General features: G+C 65.6%; 14 protein-coding genes. 3 read left to right on the top strand and 11 right to left on the bottom strand.

The window, feature by feature from the left end:
* Nucleotides 1-139: 139 nt before the first annotated feature.
* Nucleotides 140-793 carry a hypothetical protein gene (locus LY622_RS05630; RefSeq protein WP_234289990.1) on the bottom strand — a complete coding sequence of 218 codons (654 nt, stop codon included), beginning with the start codon at nucleotides 791-793 and terminating at the stop codon, nucleotides 140-142.
* A 112-nt stretch (nucleotides 794-905) separates the two neighbouring features.
* Here LY622_RS05630 and LY622_RS05625 point away from each other — a divergent pair, with 112 nt between their 5' ends.
* Nucleotides 906-1,499, top strand: a complete 594-nt coding sequence (locus LY622_RS05625; protein WP_234289989.1) for a malonic semialdehyde reductase — start codon at nucleotides 906-908, stop codon at nucleotides 1,497-1,499.
* Between the two features lie 31 nt (nucleotides 1,500-1,530).
* Here LY622_RS05625 and LY622_RS05620 read toward each other — a convergent pair whose 3' ends face one another.
* Nucleotides 1,531-2,541 carry an aldo/keto reductase gene (locus tag LY622_RS05620; protein WP_234289988.1) on the bottom strand — a complete coding sequence of 337 codons (1,011 nt, stop codon included), beginning with the start codon at nucleotides 2,539-2,541 and terminating at the stop codon, nucleotides 1,531-1,533.
* An 851-nt stretch (nucleotides 2,542-3,392) separates the two neighbouring features.
* Entirely contained in the window at nucleotides 3,393-3,785 is a 393-nt protein-coding gene (locus LY622_RS05615) for a DUF6746 family protein (RefSeq protein ID WP_234289987.1), read from the bottom strand.
* A gap of 159 nt (nucleotides 3,786-3,944) precedes the next feature.
* Between LY622_RS05615 and LY622_RS05610 the strand changes: the two genes are divergently transcribed.
* Entirely contained in the window at nucleotides 3,945-4,535 is a 591-nt protein-coding gene (locus LY622_RS05610) for a DUF4202 domain-containing protein (RefSeq protein WP_234289986.1), read from the top strand.
* A gap of 29 nt (nucleotides 4,536-4,564) precedes the next feature.
* On the opposite strand, the gene LY622_RS22635 is transcribed toward LY622_RS05610, so the two are convergent.
* From LY622_RS22635 to LY622_RS05600, 3 genes are all read right to left on the bottom strand, one after another.
* On the bottom strand, nucleotides 4,565-4,684 hold the full coding sequence (locus LY622_RS22635) for a DUF6746 family protein (protein WP_369413774.1): 120 nt from the start codon (nucleotides 4,682-4,684) through the stop codon (nucleotides 4,565-4,567).
* Between the two features lie 64 nt (nucleotides 4,685-4,748).
* Nucleotides 4,749-5,813, bottom strand: a complete 1,065-nt coding sequence (locus LY622_RS05605; RefSeq protein ID WP_234289985.1) for a C45 family autoproteolytic acyltransferase/hydrolase — start codon at nucleotides 5,811-5,813, stop codon at nucleotides 4,749-4,751.
* On the bottom strand, nucleotides 5,810-6,583 hold the full coding sequence (locus LY622_RS05600) for a dienelactone hydrolase family protein (RefSeq protein ID WP_234289984.1): 774 nt from the start codon (nucleotides 6,581-6,583) through the stop codon (nucleotides 5,810-5,812). The genes LY622_RS05605 and LY622_RS05600 overlap by 4 nt, the downstream gene beginning before the upstream one ends.
* 238 nt (nucleotides 6,584-6,821) lie before the next feature.
* Between LY622_RS05600 and LY622_RS05595 the strand changes: the two genes are divergently transcribed.
* Nucleotides 6,822-8,027: an ABC transporter substrate-binding protein gene (locus tag LY622_RS05595; RefSeq protein ID WP_234289983.1), complete on the top strand. Its 1,206-nt coding sequence runs from the start codon at nucleotides 6,822-6,824 to the stop codon at nucleotides 8,025-8,027.
* An 80-nt stretch (nucleotides 8,028-8,107) separates the two neighbouring features.
* Here LY622_RS05595 and LY622_RS05590 read toward each other — a convergent pair whose 3' ends face one another.
* The 5 genes from LY622_RS05590 to LY622_RS05570 form a co-directional block, all read right to left on the bottom strand.
* Entirely contained in the window at nucleotides 8,108-9,409 is a 1,302-nt protein-coding gene (locus LY622_RS05590; RefSeq protein WP_234289982.1) for a branched-chain amino acid ABC transporter permease, read from the bottom strand.
* A complete protein-coding gene (locus tag LY622_RS05585) occupies nucleotides 9,409-10,413 on the bottom strand; it encodes a branched-chain amino acid ABC transporter permease (RefSeq protein WP_234289981.1) in 1,005 nt (334 codons plus the stop codon). The genes LY622_RS05590 and LY622_RS05585 overlap by 1 nt, the downstream gene beginning before the upstream one ends.
* 27 nt (nucleotides 10,414-10,440) lie before the next feature.
* Nucleotides 10,441-11,145: an ABC transporter ATP-binding protein gene (locus LY622_RS05580; protein WP_234289980.1), complete on the bottom strand. Its 705-nt coding sequence runs from the start codon at nucleotides 11,143-11,145 to the stop codon at nucleotides 10,441-10,443.
* Between the two features lie 77 nt (nucleotides 11,146-11,222).
* Complete coding sequence (locus tag LY622_RS05575) at nucleotides 11,223-11,993, bottom strand: ABC transporter ATP-binding protein (RefSeq protein WP_234289979.1); 771 nt, start codon at nucleotides 11,991-11,993, stop codon at nucleotides 11,223-11,225.
* Between the two features lie 134 nt (nucleotides 11,994-12,127).
* Nucleotides 12,128-13,573 (bottom strand): sodium-dependent transporter, encoded by a 1,446-nt coding sequence (locus LY622_RS05570; RefSeq protein WP_234289978.1) that lies wholly within the window; start codon nucleotides 13,571-13,573, stop codon nucleotides 12,128-12,130.
* Between the last annotated feature and the right edge of the window lie 117 nt (nucleotides 13,574-13,690).

The following is a 13,690-nucleotide window of genomic DNA, read 5'->3' as shown; positions in this document are numbered from 1 at the left end:
AGATGGTAAAATGGGATATTCTAGAATATGTTATAACATAACAATAATGAGTCCGGCGTTGATGTACAAGGAACTCCGTCTGAAAGGCAGTCCAACGGCAAGCCGCGGGCGAGGTCCTCTCGCCCTGGCTCGGCGTGAATCAGTAGCGCAGCGCCACCCCGACCTGGTTGGGCGTCACCAGCAGGGCGTATTCGCCGTTCAGGTGCATGTCACCCACCGACACCCGGGCCGGCTGGAAGCGGTTGATCGCCACCGTGGCCTGGCGCGGTTGGGTCTGCAGCTGCAGTTCGCTGATCAGCATGCCGGTGGCGAAGTTGATCGCCCCGTCGCGTCCGCGCCCGTCCCCCACACCGATCAGCAGCCCCGAGGCCGCGTTCACGGCCAGCGAACCCAGCCGGGCTTCCAGGCTGCGGCGGCGACGCTCCTCCTCGGCTACCGACTGCATCAGCCGCCGGGCCCTGTCGATATCCTGATCGCCGTCACGCAGCTCGCGGTAGGCCTGAGGGTGCGGTTGGCGGTCCATCAGGGTGCCGCCCAGCGCCAGGGCCGACTTCACCACGCCAACTCGGGCGTCATAGCGGTCGTCGCGGCTGCTCGACTCGCTGGCCTGATAGGCGTTCACCGCCAGGGTGGTGGCATACACCCCCGCCCAGCCGTATTGCCAATAGTTGGCGTGCCGTTCGCCCCGGGCCAGGGCGTCTTCGTAGCCCTGGAATTCCTGGGCGGCGGCGAGGGGGGCGAGGCTGGCCAACAGCGCAGCGACCAGGCAGGCAAGCAGGCGTGACGAGGACATGGACATCTCCATAGGCATGGACAGAAATTTTTTCGACCAAAGCCGAGCTGCCGACAGTGACCGGCATGAAGCGATACCGTAGAGTCTAAGAATATGTCATCTGGAGAACCTAATGCGACCGCCGCTCGACGATACCGCGCTCGATGTTGTCTTCCGTGAAGCGCGTACCCACTACGGCTTTCGCAATGAGCCCATCGACGAGGCACTCCTGCGCCGTCTCTACGACCTGCTGAAATGGGGCCCGACCTCCATGAACTGCCAGCCGTCGCGCTATGTGTTCGTGACCAGCGTCGAGGCCAAGTCGCGGCTGCTGCCGGCGCTTTCCGAAGCCAATCGCGACAAGGCCTACCAGGCCGGCACCACCGTGATCGTGGCCACCGACACCCGCTTTCACGAACACCTGCCGACGCTGTTTCCCAGTTCGCCCAACGCACGGGAGCGCTTCGGGGCCAATCCCGAGACGGCCAGCGAAACGGCCTGGCGCAACGGCACCCTGCAGGGCGCCTACCTGATGATCGCCGCCCGCATGCTGGGGCTCGACGTGGGGCCCATGAGCGGCTTCGACAACGCCATGGTCGACGCCGAGTTCTTCCCCGATGGCCGCTACAGGAGCAACTTCCTGGTCAACCTGGGCATCGGCGACCCCGAGAGCCTGCGCCCCCGGGGCCCGCGGTTGACGTTCGACGAAGTGGCGGAAGTGGTGTGAGCCTGGCCAGCAGGGCCCTGCCACTCCTCGACTAATCCTGCGGCTCGAATTCCTCGGTATCGACATCCGCCTGTTGCTCCGCACTGTAGCGGTCGCCGGCTACCTGGTCCGGGGTCATCATGGCGTCCAGCCGGGCGACGGTCGCCGAGTCCAGGTCGAGCGTTCCCGCCGCCAGGTTCTCGCGCATGTGGGCAATCGAGCGGGAGCCGGGAATCGGTATCACGTCGTCCCCCTTGGCCCTGAGCCAGGCCAGGGCTAGCTGGCCGGTGGTCACGCCCAGCTCCTCGGCCAGGGCCTCGAGCTTCTCCAGCTGGCGCAGGTTGCGCGGCAGGTTCTCGGCGCTGAAGCGCGGCAGGCCTCGCCGCATGTCGTTCTCCTCCAGGCGTTCAGGATCCCTGACGGCGCCTGCCAGAAAGCCCCTGCCCAGGGGGCTGAAGGCCACCAGCGCCGTGCCAGCCTCCCGACAGGCCGCGATCAGCGCGATCTCGGGGTTGCGGGTCCACAGGGAATACTCCGACTGCACCGCCGCGATGGGGCGCTCGGCCACCGCGCGGCGCAGGGTGGCCGCGGATATCTCGGAGAGCCCGATGGCGCCGATCTTGCCCTCATCCACCAGCCGTCCCAGCGCACCCACGCTCTCCTCGATGGGCACCCGGGGATCCAGGCGATGCAGGTAGTAGAGGTCCAGGTGATCGGTGCGCAGGCGCTTAAGGCTCGCCTCGCACTGTCGCTTTAGCGTCTCGGGGCGACCATCGATCACCCGCTTGCCCAGTTCCGGGTCGATGGCCATGCCGCACTTGCTGGCCAGCATCACCTGGTCGCGCTTGTCCGCCAGGGCCTGGCCCACCACCTTCTCGTTGGCCGTCGCCCCGTAAAGCGTCGCGGTATCGAAGTGGCGATAGCCCATGTCGAAGGCCTCATCCAGGGCACGAATTGCCTCGGACTCGGGTACGGGGCTGCCGTAGCCATGGGAGAGGTTCATGCAACCCAGGCCGATGGGGGGCGAGGCAACGTCCTTCAGGCGATCAAAGAGAGTCGACATGGGAATCCTTGTGGGTGGCAGGGGCAGTGCCTGTCATCATGCCGAGGGCGGGAGGGGGATCGCAAGGTGGGGGGCTGCTAGTTAGCAACAGCCACCATCGGTTGCGAGGCCAGAGCGCTTGCTCATTTGGTGGCAGCCTCCTAGTATCGTCTCCAACACGGCCCCCGCCTCTTGGTTCTTACGAGCTTACGCGGGGGTTCTTATTTCCCGTCTCCCATATCTCACGCTGACTACCAGCGCTCCAACCAGTCGGTGTTCCCATGTCCTCCAGGTAAAGCGGCGCTGGGCATGCGGTGTCGGGAAGGTCGTCAGGTGCGCTGCCGCCCAGGCAGCTCAGATACGTTGGGTGGGCTCAACCAGTGTCCCTACCGTAGGGACAGGAGGTGACAATCCGGCCATGCAGGTGCGTGGCTCAAGGCCGTGCAGTAGAAGCATGTGCATTGAGCAACCTGAGTGAGAGACGGTGCTGTTGGTGTTCATCATCAAGGTTAGGCAACACCGCGGTCGCGAGCTAAAGCTACCTCCAACAATGTATTTTTCTTATGTAGATGGAAGGCGGCTAGGGGCGTTCCGTTTACCGCCGTGTCTTGGCCATGGGGTGCGGCGGTGGGGAGCGCTGCTGTTGGCGTTCATCGCCAGGTCTAACAACACCGCGGTCGCGAGCTAAAGCTACCTCCAACAGCGTATTTTTCTTATGTAGGGCTGAATTAACGATTTTGGCCCACGGGTCGATGGGGTTCCTGCTGTTGGCTTGCGGGCGACGAAACGGCCATCGTCATCATCGAATGACCCGGCGGAGGTCCCCGCCGGGTCGTCAGACGGCCTGCTGGTGGCAAGCGGATTCCCCTGCCTTATTGCATCAGCGTCTTGATCCGCTCCAGGTATTCTTTACCGCTCTCGCGCACGCGTTGCTGATCCTGGCCGTCGGCGCCTTCGCGAACTTCCTGCACACGATCCCGCATGATGTCGAGTTCTTCATCGATCTTCGCCAGCGCGTTCTCGATGGTGTCGGTGAGCTGCTGGATAATGGCCAGGTCGCCGTCGGTTAGATCCTCCTTGTCGAGCAGCACGCCGAGCAGGTCGTTGCGTAGCTCCAGGGCATCCATGGCCTCTTGCAGAGTATCCATCGGTTGGCCCTGAGTTGCTTCGAGCTGCTCGACGAGCTCGTTTTCCTGCTCTTCTTCGGCGTGGGCGACGCCGAGGGTCAGCAGGGAGACAAGAAGGCTCAAAATAATAGGTTTCATAGGCTTACCTCTCCGTGGTGTTAGTCATCTATCCTAAGTTAGTTGAGTTTCAGTGTCTTACAAGCTGATTTGCGAAGGGTTTCCGCGACCTATCGGGATTATCGGCGACATGCGCGTATGCGGTATGCTGTGGCAATAATGACTTGCAAGGACTTCTCCATGTCAGATCAAACGCCGTTTCAGCGCACCATCGCCGAGCTCGATGCCTTGCATGCGGAGGATCCTCGCCGGGTGGAGGTCGAGGGGGAGTCGCTGCCGATGGAGCTGTGGCATGCGGGGCGCATGAGTGCCTGGCTGGAGCGGGTGGTGCCGGCGGCGGATGAGCTGACGCAGCTGGCGGTGCGTTCGCAGCATATGCAGCGCTGGCAGGTGCCGCGCAGTGAGTATCCGGAGGGCCGGGTGGGGTATCTGACCTGGCGGCGTGACCAGGGTAAGCGGGCCGGCGAGACGACGGCGCGGGTGATGGAGGCGTGCGGCTATTCGCCGGAGGATGCGGCGCGGGTGGCGCAGATGGTCCGCAAGCAGGGCCTGGGCCGCGACGAGGGCACCCAGGCGGTGGAGGATTGCGCTTGCCTGGTGTTCCTGGAGAACTACTTCGCCGATTTCTCGAAGCAGATCGACCACGATCATCTGATCCGTATCGTGCAGATGACCTGGAAGAAGATGTCGCCGAGGGCCCATGAGCTGGCGCTGGAGCTGCCGATGAGCGATGAGGCGAAGGGGCTGGTGGAGGAAGCGCTCGCCGGCTGAAGGTGTCGGCGGCGCCATCGGCGGCGGGTTTACGGCATCAGCGTCTGGGCGGCGTCGAGGTAGGCCGCGCCATTGCTGTTTACTCGTTCGAAGTCGCCGGTCTCGGAGCCCAGGTGGACCTCTTCCAGGGGCACGGCCATGGCGCTCACTTCTTCCTTTCACCGCTCTCATTCGCGGAGCCAGGCGCGGCAAGGTAGCCTCAGAATGGGGGGCTCAGGCCAGGGAGAGGGTCAGGCTATCGGTGGTTTCGCAGGGCTTGCCGTGGCGCAGGGTCAGGCGGCGTTCGCCTAGCTCCATGACCACGGCGAACAGGGTTTCCATGCGTTCGTCGGGGGGCTGGTCGGGGTTGAAGTGGCGGCAGATCGACAGCGGGGCGTTGTGGTGGTCGCTGAGGATGTCGAACAGGGTGGCTTCGTCCACGTCGCTGTCGGCGGCCAGTTCGTCGTGCAGCAGGGTGTCGAGCCGCTGCAGCCGGGGCTGCGAGTCGATGCGGGGGAAGTCCTGGACCTGGCAGCCGGCGGCGTAGAGGTGGTTGGTGTGGGTGATGATGCCGTCCTGCGGCCTGAGCCGGCCGGGCTCGCCGGGCTGCACCTCCAGGCCCATGGCCCGGCCGTCGCCTGCGGCGAGCAGGAAGTGGGCCGGTGAGCAGACCCGGTCGTTACGGGCCACGTCCAGGGCGCTCTCCCAGTCGGGGCTTTCCAGTATCTTGCGCAGCGCCACGTGGATCGGCAGCCCGTCGCCGCAGGTCTGCGAGCGGATGGCGTTGAGGCATACGCCGATACCGTTGGCGTTCATGCCCACCTTGCCGACCATGCCCGCTTCGCCGACGCTGACCAGCGGCACGGTGCCGGTACCCTCGATGTGCAGGACCACCACGTTGTGCAACTGGTCGGTGCGCCAGTCCCAGTTCTGGGCCAGCCACTGGCGGCCCTGGCGCTGCAGCGAGAAGGCCGAGCAGCCGCCGCTGGCGCGGGTCAGTGCGATCTCGCTGCGGCAGTTGAGGGTGAGGATGTCGGTGACATCGACCCCGGCGCCTTCGGCGATGCCTGCCATCTCCTCGAGGATGGCGGGAAACCCCCGCTCGATCATGGCCTGGAAGCGCACGGCTTCCTGGCGGGCCTCTTCCCAGCGGATGCCGACGAAGTCGTGAAACAGCTGGGCGTAGACCGCCAGGCTGTGCTGAATGAGACGGGCGTGAATGCGGCCATGGCCAGTGCCGATGTCATGCCGACTGCCGGAGAGCCGGGTCACGGCCAGGGCGTGGCTGGGTTGGGTCACAGTACCTCCTCGAGCAGATCCAGGAAGGCGGACCAGGAGCGCTCGTCGGCGCGCTCCCGGTAGCTGTCGTCGCCGAACACGGTGAAGCCGTGGGGGGCGCCGGAGTAGACCTGGATCTCGTAGGTGGCCTCCACGGCTTCCAGCTCTTCGGCCAGGGTGGCGACATCGCCCATGGTGACGGAGCTGTCGGCACCGCCGTGGGCGATCAGCAGCTGCGGGACGTCGGCGGGCCACGTCTGCTCTTCCGGTGTGCCGAGGCTGCCGTGAAAGCTGGTGTAGCCGGCGATGGCGTCGGCCTCGCCGGAGCGGGCGATCTCCAGGGCCACGGCGCCACCGAAGCAGTAGCCCATGATCACGGCCGTCTCGGCGGCACCCTGCTCCCGCGCTTCGGCCAGGCCGGCCAGGGTCAGGCTTCGCATGCGTTCGCGGTCGCTGTAGAGCGCACGGGTGGCGGCCTGGCGGTCCTCGGTCGACTCGGGGCGGTTGCCCTGGCCGAAGAGGTCGACGGCGAAGGCGTCGTAGCCCTCGGCGGCGAGCATGTCGGCACGTTGGCGTTCGTAGTCGTCCAGGCCGTTCCAGTCATGAATGATCAGTACCGTGCCGCGGGATTCGCCGTCGGCGGTGGCGAGATAGCCTTCGAAGCTTTCGTCGTCGACGTCATAGACGATATCGCTGCCGGACGGGGTGAAGGCGTGGGCGCTGGTGGCAAGGCCAAGACCGACCAGTAGCGGCAGGCTGCCTGCCAGGAGGGAAGAGGGTGCGGGCCACATGGCGGGCCTCCTGTCGGGTGGGCGTGGTTCGGATCCCTCAGTATAGGCACGCCGGGCGGCAGCGTGCCGCCAACGTTGAATTGTGCCCTATCGATCTGGCGGCGATTCCCCCTTGCGATCAGGGGGTTGGCGGCATATCGATTGTCGCTTACGTTGGCAGTGGGACTTGTGTTTTGGCGCCGATCCTTCCAGATTTAGAGGGTGCACTTTTTTCGCAACCAGAGTGAGAAGAACAACCATGAAAAAACGCGTTTTGGCGATGGCCGTTGCAGCATCCAGCCTGGCATTCGTCGGTGCGGCGCAGGCTGAAGTGAAGATCGGTTTCCTGGGTGGCTTCACGGGCCCGATCGAGAGCCTGACACCGCCGATCTTCGACGGTGCCCAGCTGGCGGTCCAGCAGATCAATGAGCAGGGGGGCATCCTGGGCGGCCAGACCCTGACGATGCCCAGTGCGGATACCACCTGCAGCGACGCCTCGGCGGCCTCCAATGCGGCGGACCGCATGGTCAACACCGAGCAGGTCACCGCCATCGTGGGTGCACTCTGTACCGGGGCGACCATTGCGGCGGCCAACAATGCCGGCATCCCTGGCGGCGTGGTGATGGTGTCGCCGGCCTCCACGGCGCCGGCGGTCTCCGAGCTGGACGACAACGACCTGGTCTTCCGTACCGTGCCGTCGGATGCCTTCCAGGGCCAGATCCTGGCCAAGCTGATGCTCGACAAGGGCTTCGATGAGGTCGCGGTGACCTTCGTCAACAACGACTATGGCCGCGGCCTGGCCGATGCCTTCGTCGAGGCCTTCGAGGCCGGCGGCGGTGTCGTCGCCGAGAACCTGGCCCACGAGGATGGCCGCGCCGACTACCGCTCCGAGCTGGGCTCGCTCTCCGGCAGCGGTGCCGAGACGCTGGTGGTGCTGGCCTACGCCGATGGCTCCGGCCAGACCGTGCTGCGCCAGGCCTACGAGAGCGGCATGTTCACCCAGTATGCCGGCGCCGACGGCATGGTCGGCGACAGGCTGGTCGAGGCGGTGGGTGCCGATGTCCTCGAGGGCATGATCGCCACCCGCCCGGGCAGCCCGGACCTGCCGGGTACCGAGCTCTTCAACCAGGCCGCCGAGGAAGCGGGCTTCGACCCCAGCGCGGTCTTCGCCGCCCAGGCCTACGACGCCGCCTTCCTGCTGGCGCTGGCCATCGAGCAGAACGGCAGCGCCGAGCGTGAAGGATTGTCCGCGGCACTGCGCAGCGTCTCCAGCGAGCCCGGCGAAGTGATCCTGCCCGGCGAGTGGGAGAAGGCCGTGGAGCTGATCGCCGCCGGTACCGAGATCAACTACGAGGGTGCGTCCGGCCGCCATGAGTTCGACGAGGCCGGCGACGTGCCCGGCGTCGTGGTCGAGATGGTGGTGGAAGGCGGCGCCTTCGTCGGCAAGGGGCAGGTCGACCTCTAAGACGCTAGCGCAATGCGGCAATGAAAAGCCCCGGCGGGATTATCCCGCCGGGGCTTTCTCGTGCTGGCCAGGGTGTGGCCTCAGCCATGATGCCTGACTTTCTCCGGTAACAACCCCTTGGGGGCGAAGCGCAGCACCAGGGTGATCAACAGGCCGATCACCAGCACCCGGGCCTGCAGTGCCCGGCTGGAGAGGTTGCCGGGGGGCTCCCAGCCGAAGACGCCTTCGCCGAACATCACCGCCAGGTTCATCAGGAACAGCGCCAGCGGCTCGGACATCAGCCAGATGATATAGACCGCCACGGCGCCGAAGATGGTGCCCAGGTTGTTGCCGGGGCCGCCGAGAATCACCATCACCAGCACCAGGAAGGTGTGGTTGAGCGGCAGGTAGCCCTGGGGGTCGAACAGGCTGTTGAACGAGGCCAGCGCGCCGCCGCCGATGCCCATCAGGACACAGCCCAGCACGAAGATCTCCAGGCGCCGCTTGTTGATGTCCTTGCCCATGGCCGCGGCAGAAACCTCGTTGTCGCGGATGGCGCGGATCATGCGGCCCCAGGGGGCATGGTAGGCGCGGTGCAGCAGGAAGAAGATCACCGCGATCATCACCGCCGTCACCGACAGGTAGACCGCCCGGGCCAGGGTGAAGCCCAGCTCGGCAGGTCCCGGGGTGGGCCAGGGCAGCGGGGAAACGGTGGCGGTGCCACGGGTCAGCCAGTCGGAGTTCTTGAGGAAGGCCTTGATGATCTCGGCGATGCCCAGGGTGGCGATGGCCAGGTAGTCGCTGCGCAGGCCCAGGCAGATGCGGCCGATGTAATAGCCGATACCGCCGGCCAGGGCACCGCCGACGATCCAGCCGGTCCAGGCCGGCAGGCCCAGGCCGCCGACGAAGCCGGCCCGGGACTGGATCTCGCTGGTGACCCCGCGCAGCATGCTGATGACGATCAGGTAGAGCACCACCGCCAGGATCACGGCGATCACCGTGCGCAGCTTCTTCGGCACGCCGATGCGGTCGAGCCGGGTGGCGCCGATCACCAGCACGACCGCTGCCACCAGGTAGAGCAGTACGCGGCCCAGCTCACCGGGGAGCTCGGTGCCCCAGAAGTCGTCGTTGACCGGTACGCTGAAGAACATCGCGGAGAAGCCGCCGATGGCGACGAAGCCCATGACGCCGGCATTGAACTGGCCGGCATAGCCCCACTGGATGGTGAGGCCCAGGGCCAGGATGGCATAGCAGGAGGCCTCCACCAGCATGCGAGTGCTGTAGGCGGTGCCCATGACCATGTAGACGCCCAGGATGGCCACCAGCAGGGCGGCGAAGAGAACGACCTCGCGTACCGGGAAGCGCGACGGCGCGGCGACGGTGTCGGGACGATTCGTAGTCATCAGATCACCTTACCCTTGAAGATGCCGGTGGGGCGCCACACCAGGATGGCCACCAGGATGAAGAAGGGCACCACGATCTTGTACTCGGTGCCGACGAAGGCGAGGTTGCGGGGCAGATCCAGCCACTCCGGGAAGTGGTGGGCGATGGGCCGCAGCAGCACCGTCCAGTTGAACACCGCCAGGGTCTCGGCGAAGCCGACCACGAAGCCACCGGCGATGGCGCCGTAGGGGTGGCCCACGCCGCCGACGATGGCCGCGGCGAAGATCGGCAGCAGCAGGAAGAAGCTGAGGTCGGGCTTGAAGGTCACGTCCAGCGACAGCAGGGTGCCGGCAACGGCCGCCAGGCCCCCGGCGATCACCCAGGTCACCGCCACGATGGTGTTGGTGTTGATCCCCGAGGCGCGGGCCAGGTCGGGGTTGTCGGACATGGCGCGCATCGCCTTGCCCAGCCGCGAGCGGTTGAGGAACAGGTGCAGACCCACCACCGCGGCGATGGTGAGGATGAAGAGGATGATCTGCGGCTCGGTGACGATGATCGGCCGCGTGGCCAGTTCGAAGGGCAGGTCCAGCCGATAGATCTCCTTGCGCTCGGCGATATAGAGGCTCTGGGAGCTGGTGCCGGCGAACAGGCGGATCAGGCCCTGCAGGATCAGGGTGACGCCAAGGGATGCGATGACCAGCACGATGGGCTTGACCCCGTGGGCCCGCAGCGGCTTGTAGAACGCCTTGTCGATGCCCACGGCCAGCAGCGCGGTAAGCGCCATGGCCAGCGGCAGCATGACCACCGCGGTGGGCAGGCCGACCACGGCACCGGCCCCCGGGAAGGCCATGGTCAGCAGCAGCACCATGAAGGCGCCGAAGGTCATCATGTCGGCGTGGGCGAAGTGGGCGAAGCGCATGATGCTGAACACCAGCGTCACGCCGATGGCGCCGATGGCGTAGATCGAGCCGGTCACGCTGCCGGCGACCACCACGTTGTTGATGAAGAAGACCAGTTCATTCACGTCATTGTTCTCCAGGTACTGGCTGGGCTAGCCGCCGAGGAAGCTCTTGGCGACGTCCGGGTCGGCTAGCAGCGCTGCGCCGGTATCGGTGAAACGGTTCTGGCCGGCGGCCAGCACGAAACCCTTGTCGGCGATGGCGAGCGCCTGCTTGGCGTTCTGTTCCACCATCAGGATGCCGACACCCGCGGCATTGATCTCCTTCACCCGCTCGAAGATCTCGTTCATGTAGAGCGGGGAGAGGCCGGCGGTGGGCTCGTCGAGCAGCAGCACCTCGGGCTCGGCCATCAGCGCCCGGCCCATGGCCACCATCTGGCGCTGGCCGCCGGAGAGCTCGCCGGCGGGCTGATGGCGCTTCTCGTGCAGCGGCGGGAAGAAGCCGTAGACCTTGTCGAGCATGCGCTTGACGCTGTTGGGCTTGAGGAAGGCCCCCATCTCCAGGTTTTCCTTCACCGTGAGGCTGGGGAAAACGTTCTTCTCCTGGGGAATGAACCCCATGCCCCTCTGGACCAGCTTGTGGGGCGGCAGGTTGTGGATCGGCTCGCCGCGCAGCAGGATCTCGCCCTGGCTGACGGTAAGCAGGCCGAATATGGCCTTGAGCATGGTCGACTTGCCGGCGCCGTTGGGGCCGACGATCACGCCGATCTCGTCGGCCTCGATGGTCATGTTCACCCCGTTGAGGATGTTCATGCCGCCATAGCCGCCGTGCACGTCGCGTGCTTCGAGTAGTGGCATCTTGGTTTCTCTGCGCTAGTCGTTGCTGTTCTTCTTGTAACCCATCTTCTTGTAAACCAGGCGGGTCGGGCAGTGGTTCAGGCTACGTTGGAACCGAAGTAGGCCTCGATCACCTGCGGGTTGTTCCGGATTTCCTCGATGGTGCCTTCGACCATCACGCTGCCCTGGGCCAGCACGATCACCGGGTCGCACAGTCGGGCGATCATGTCCATGTCGTGCTCGATGACCAGGAAGGTGTAGCCCATCTCGCGGTTGAGCCGCTCGATATTGCTGACCAGGTCGCCCAGCAGGGTGCGGTTGACCCCGGCGGCGATCTCGTCGAGCAGCACCACCCGGGCATCGGTCATCATGGTGCGACCCAGTTCGAGGAGCTTCTTCTGGCCGCCGGAGAGGTTGCCGGCCAGCTCGTTGCGCACGTGGTGCAGGCCGATGAAGTCGATCACCTCCCGGGCGCGGCGGCGCACCTCGGCCTCCTGGCTGCGTACCATCCCCGGCTTCAGCCAGGCGCTGAAGAGGCCCTCGCCGGCCTGCTGGGGTGGCACCATCATCAGGTTCTCCAGCGCGGTCATCTGGGAGAACTCGTGGGCGATCTGGAAGGTGCGCAGCAGCCCCTTGTGGAACAGCTCGTTGGCCGGACGGTTGGTGATGTCCTCGCCGTCGAACAGGACCTGGCCGCTGTCCAGCGGCAGGGCGCCGGCAATGATGTTGAACAGGGTGGACTTGCCGGCCCCGTTGGGGCCGATCAGTCCGGTGATGGAGCCTTCCTCCACCTGGATGGAGCAGTCGTTGATGACCTTCAGGCCACCGAAGGCCTTGTGGACGTGCCTGACGTCGATAATGGCTGGCATGTTGGTTACGCCCCGTTTTTTCCGGAGTCCGATGGCTTCCGGAGTCTTGTTATGGTGCCCCGCAGAGCCTGAGGGCAGCTTGCGGTGACACGCTGAATAGTGAGGCCGCCGCCCGGGGGCGGCGGCTGCCTGCGTTACGTCTCCTGGCTGCTGTCGGCCAGGAAGGTGCGGCTGGCGGCAAAGGCGCCGACGATCACCAGGGCGCCCACGGTGGGGATCAGGTAGCCCTCGATCTGCGGAATGCTGCGCAGGAAGACGAAGGCCACCGCCGCCGGGGCGACGAAGCGCACCAGGAAGCGCCAGATAGTGAACCATGTCTCGCTGGTGCGCATCTCCTTCATGACCTCGGCGTGGGTCAACGCCCAGCCGGCGAACAGTGCGATCAGCAGCCCGCCCAGCGGCATGAAGATATTGGTCAGCAGCTCGATGAAGTCGAAGGCGCTGCGGCCGAACAGGGCATGGAAGATCGTCCCCTCGGCCCAGATATTGAAGCTCACCACGGTGAGCAGGCCCATGGCCCAGCTTGCCGTCACCATGCCGAATACCGCCTGGGGACGGGTCAGGTCGAAGCGCTCGACCAGGAAGGCGGCCACCGGCTCGATCAGCGAGATCGAGGAACTGATCGCCGCACCCAGCACCAGGATGAAGAAGACCCCACCCACCAGGGCGCCGAACGGCATCTCGGCGAACGCCAGCGGCAGTGACACGAACATCAGCCCGGGGCCGGCTGCGGCATCGAGGCCGGCGCCGAACACCAGCGAGAAGATGGCAAGGCCGGCAACCATGGCCACGGCGGTGTCGACGATGGCGATGGCAAAGGCGGTGCGGGTCAGCGAGACCTCGCTGGACATATAGGCGCCGTAGGCCATGATCGCGCCCATGCCGAGGCTCAGGGTGAAGAACGACTGGCCCATCGCCTGCAGCCAGCCTTCGAGACTCAGGGCGCCGATATCGAAGGTGAACAGGAAGCTGACCGCGGCCCCGAAGTCACCGTTGGCGATACCGTAGCCAAGCACCACCAGCAGGATCACGAACAGCGACGGCATCATGATGCGCAGGCCGTTCTCGAGCCCCCTGTGAATGCCCAGGCCGACGATCAACCCCGAGGCAATGATGAACAGAGTGTGGTAGAGGGTGAGCAGCCCCGGGGAGGCCAGCAGGGCGTCGAAGCTGGCAGCGATGGTGTCGGCGTCGGCGCCGACCAGCGAGCCGGTGAACATCTGGCCGGTGTAGTGGATCGCCCAGCCGGCGATGACCGAATAGAAGCTCAGGATCAGGAAGGCCGAGGCGGCGCCCAGCCAGCCGATGGATTCCCAGGCTCGCGAGGTGTTGTGCGTCCTGGTCAGGTGACGCATGCCCATGATGGGGCTGCGGCGGCTGTTGCGTCCGAGCATGGTCTCGCCGATCAGGATGGGAATGCCGACGGCGAAGATGGTCAGCGCATAAACCAGGATAAAGGCACCGCCGCCGTTTTCGCCGGCCAGGTAGGGAAAGCGCCATAGATTGCCGAGCCCCACTGCCGAGCCAACCGCGGCCAGCAGAAAGGTGCCCTTGTGTGTCCAGACGTTGTGCGTGCTCATTGTGGTTCCGAGGATCGGGTCGTGGCCTTGTGGGCCCTCTAGGGTTGCCGTCCGTCACCGCACCGGTAGGTGGAGCGTGACGGCGCGTACACTGTGCGTCAGAACCCGGCGTTCTGG

Source organism: Halomonas alkalisoli (assembly GCF_021412585.1).
Lineage (GTDB): Bacteria > Pseudomonadota > Gammaproteobacteria > Pseudomonadales > Halomonadaceae > Halomonas > Halomonas alkalisoli.
The sequence above is the reverse complement of the archived record's forward strand: the minus strand, read 5'-3'. Positions and strand labels throughout refer to the sequence as shown.